This is a genomic window from Staphylococcus sp. CWZ226, from assembly GCF_018986355.1.
In the GTDB taxonomy this organism is placed as follows: Bacteria; Bacillota; Bacilli; order Staphylococcales; family Staphylococcaceae; genus Staphylococcus; species Staphylococcus simulans.
On record NZ_JAHMSB010000027.1, the window covers coordinates 1 to 2,469 of the forward strand.

The window sequence follows — 2,469 nt, forward strand, 5'->3', positions numbered from 1 at the left end:
TAATTTACGCAGTCGTATCATTTTATGTACAAATCTTTTTGCAGCTAATCCAAAAAAAGAGATCAAGCAACTTTATGCTGCTTAATCTCTGTGTTTTAGCTCACCAGTCCTATTTGACAGAGAGCCATAAAAAAAGAGTAGAAACCTTGATATATCAAGAATTCTACTCTTAAAACATTAAAAATGTTTCTATTTCAGTACCGGCGGCCGGGATCGAACCGGCACTCCATCAGCTGGAACGGGATTTTGAGTCCCGCGCGTCTGCCAATTCCGCCACGCCGGCATAATATGGAGCGGAAGATAGGATTTACACCTATACCTCGTTCCGGGAAGGAACGTGTTCTAAAAGTTGAACTACTCCCGCAGGAATAAAAAATATGGAGCGGAAGATAGGATTTGCACCTATACCTCGTTCCGGGAAGGAACGTGTTCTAAGAGTTGAACTACTCCCGCATAAAATAAAAAATGGAGCGGAAAATAGGATTTACACCTATACCTCGTTCCGGGAAGGAACGTGTTCTAAGAGTTGAACTATTCCCGCATAAAATAAAAAATATGGAGCGGAAGATAGGATTTGCACCTATACCTCGTTCCGGGAAGGAACGTGTTCTAAAAGTTGAACTACTCCCGCATAATTCATGGAGGCGGCAACCGGATTTGAACCGGTGAATAAAGGTTTTGCAGACCTTGGCCTTACCACTTGGCTATGCCGCCAAAAGTAACTGGGCTAACTGGATTCGAACCAGTGAGTGACGGAGTCAAAGTCCGTTGCCTTACCGCTTGGCTATAGCCCATTAATAATAAAGGGCGACTGATGGGAATCGAACCCACGAATGTCGGAACCACAATCCGATGTGTTAACCACTTCACCACAGTCGCCATGGCAGGGGCAGTAGGAATCGAACCCACATCAAAGGTTTTGGAGACCTCTATTCTACCGTTGAACTATGCCCCTATTAAAATAAGATGGTGGAGGGGGGCAGATTCGAACTGCCGAACCCGAAGGAGCGGATTTACAGTCCGCCGCGTTTAGCCACTTCGCTACCCCTCCTGAGATGGTGCCGGCCAGAGGACTTGAACCCCCAACCTACTGATTACAAGTCAGTTGCTCTACCAATTGAGCTAGGCCGGCAAAAAATGGTTCAAGACAGAGTCGAACTGCCGACACATGGAGCTTCAATCCATTGCTCTACCAACTGAGCTATTGAACCATAATTATATTAATGAATGGCGGTCCCGACGGGAATCGAACCCGCGATCTCCTGCGTGACAGGCAGGCGTGTTAACCGCTACACTACGGGACCTACATAATAAAATTGCGGGAGGCGGATTTGAACCACCGACCTTCGGGTTATGAGCCCGACGAGCTACCGAACTGCTCCATCCCGCGATAATAATATTGTATAAATGGCGGAGGAAGAGGGATTCGAACCCCCGCGAGCCGTTAAGCCCCTGTCGGTTTTCAAGACCGATCCCTTCAGCCGGACTTGGGTATTCCTCCAAAAAAATTATATGGACCTTGCAGGACTCGAACCTGCGACCGAACGGTTATGAGCCGTTAGCTCTAACCAACTGAGCTAAAGGTCCTAAATAATTTTACAACTAATAATTAGTGGCGGTGGAGGGGATCGAACCCCCGACCTCACGGGTATGAACCGTACGCTCTAGCCAGCTGAGCTACACCGCCATTGTATAGGTTTATGTTGTAATTAAATATGGTGGAGACTAGCGGGATCGAACCGCTGACCTCCTGCGTGCAAAGCAGGCGCTCTCCCATCTGAGCTAAGCCCCCATATTAATTTAATAATCCTTTTTCTAAGGTTATCGGGAAGACAGGATTCGAACCTACGACCCCTTGGTCCCAAACCAAGTGCTCTACCAAGCTGAGCTACTTCCCGTAGAAAATAAGCGCGCCCGATAGGAGTCGAACCCATAACCTCTTGATCCGTAGTCAAACGCTCTATCCAGTTGAGCTACGGGCGCATTTTATATATATTATGGTGCCGAGGACCGGAATCGAACCGGTACGATAATCACTTATCGCAGGATTTTAAGTCCTGTGCGTCTGCCAGTTCCGCCACCCCGGCAAAAAAATGGAGCAGAAGACGGGATTCGAACCCGCGACCCCAACCTTGGCAAGGTTGTATTCTACCGCTGAACTACTTCTGCATATGCGGGTGAAGGGAGTCGAACCCCCACGCCGTAAGGCGCTAGATCCTAAGTCTAGTGCGTCTGCCAATTCCGCCACACCCGCGTTTAAATGGTGAGCCATAGAGGATTCGAACCTCTGACCCTCTGATTAAAAGTCAGATGCTCTACCAACTGAGCTAATGGCTCTTGAGATGGTGCCGGCCAGAGGACTTGAACCCCCAACCTACTGATTACAAGTCAGTTGCTCTACCAGTTGAGCTAGGCCGGCTATTTAAATGGTGGAGAATGACGGGTTCGAACCGCCGACCCTCTGCTTGT

Annotated in this window: 25 tRNA genes; all 25 read right to left on the bottom strand. The window is 48.4% G+C overall.

The annotated features are described in order from the left end of the window. Nucleotides 1-198 precede the first annotated feature (198 nt). Nucleotides 199-283, bottom strand: a tRNA-Leu gene (locus KRR19_RS12020). A 6-nt stretch (nucleotides 284-289) separates the two neighbouring features. Next, nucleotides 290-364 (bottom strand) — tRNA-Gly (locus tag KRR19_RS12025). A gap of 14 nt (nucleotides 365-378) precedes the next feature. Continuing rightward, nucleotides 379-453 (bottom strand) — tRNA-Gly (locus KRR19_RS12030). Between the two features lie 13 nt (nucleotides 454-466). Beyond that, nucleotides 467-541 (bottom strand) — tRNA-Gly (locus tag KRR19_RS12035). A 15-nt stretch (nucleotides 542-556) separates the two neighbouring features. Continuing rightward, nucleotides 557-631 (bottom strand) — tRNA-Gly (locus KRR19_RS12040). Nucleotides 632-639: 8 nt separating this feature from the next. Next, a tRNA-Cys gene (locus KRR19_RS12045) sits at nucleotides 640-714 on the bottom strand. A gap of 8 nt (nucleotides 715-722) precedes the next feature. After that, nucleotides 723-794: transfer RNA gene (locus tag KRR19_RS12050), tRNA-Gln, on the bottom strand. A 12-nt stretch (nucleotides 795-806) separates the two neighbouring features. Beyond that, a tRNA-His gene (locus KRR19_RS12055) sits at nucleotides 807-879 on the bottom strand. A gap of 2 nt (nucleotides 880-881) precedes the next feature. Then, nucleotides 882-955: transfer RNA gene (locus tag KRR19_RS12060), tRNA-Trp, on the bottom strand. 12 nt (nucleotides 956-967) lie between these two features. Beyond that, nucleotides 968-1,051, bottom strand: a tRNA-Tyr gene (locus KRR19_RS12065). Nucleotides 1,052-1,056: 5 nt separating this feature from the next. Beyond that, nucleotides 1,057-1,132 (bottom strand) — tRNA-Thr (locus tag KRR19_RS12070). A 6-nt stretch (nucleotides 1,133-1,138) separates the two neighbouring features. Next, nucleotides 1,139-1,211 (bottom strand) — tRNA-Phe (locus KRR19_RS12075). Nucleotides 1,212-1,228: 17 nt separating this feature from the next. Continuing rightward, nucleotides 1,229-1,304: transfer RNA gene (locus KRR19_RS12080), tRNA-Asp, on the bottom strand. Nucleotides 1,305-1,316: 12 nt separating this feature from the next. Then, nucleotides 1,317-1,390 (bottom strand) — tRNA-Met (locus KRR19_RS12085). A gap of 18 nt (nucleotides 1,391-1,408) precedes the next feature. Next, nucleotides 1,409-1,501: transfer RNA gene (locus tag KRR19_RS12090), tRNA-Ser, on the bottom strand. A gap of 12 nt (nucleotides 1,502-1,513) precedes the next feature. Continuing rightward, nucleotides 1,514-1,587: transfer RNA gene (locus KRR19_RS12095), tRNA-Ile, on the bottom strand. 26 nt (nucleotides 1,588-1,613) lie between these two features. Further along, nucleotides 1,614-1,687, bottom strand: a tRNA-Met gene (locus tag KRR19_RS12100). A 29-nt stretch (nucleotides 1,688-1,716) separates the two neighbouring features. Further along, nucleotides 1,717-1,792 (bottom strand) — tRNA-Ala (locus KRR19_RS12105). A 32-nt stretch (nucleotides 1,793-1,824) separates the two neighbouring features. Next, nucleotides 1,825-1,898, bottom strand: a tRNA-Pro gene (locus tag KRR19_RS12110). Nucleotides 1,899-1,909: 11 nt separating this feature from the next. After that, a tRNA-Arg gene (locus tag KRR19_RS12115) sits at nucleotides 1,910-1,983 on the bottom strand. A 15-nt stretch (nucleotides 1,984-1,998) separates the two neighbouring features. Then, a tRNA-Leu gene (locus KRR19_RS12120) sits at nucleotides 1,999-2,087 on the bottom strand. A gap of 7 nt (nucleotides 2,088-2,094) precedes the next feature. Further along, nucleotides 2,095-2,169 (bottom strand) — tRNA-Gly (locus KRR19_RS12125). 3 nt (nucleotides 2,170-2,172) lie between these two features. Then, nucleotides 2,173-2,254 (bottom strand) — tRNA-Leu (locus KRR19_RS12130). Between the two features lie 7 nt (nucleotides 2,255-2,261). After that, nucleotides 2,262-2,337 (bottom strand) — tRNA-Lys (locus KRR19_RS12135). Between the two features lie 6 nt (nucleotides 2,338-2,343). Then, nucleotides 2,344-2,419, bottom strand: a tRNA-Thr gene (locus KRR19_RS12140). Nucleotides 2,420-2,469: the final 50 nt, after the last annotated feature.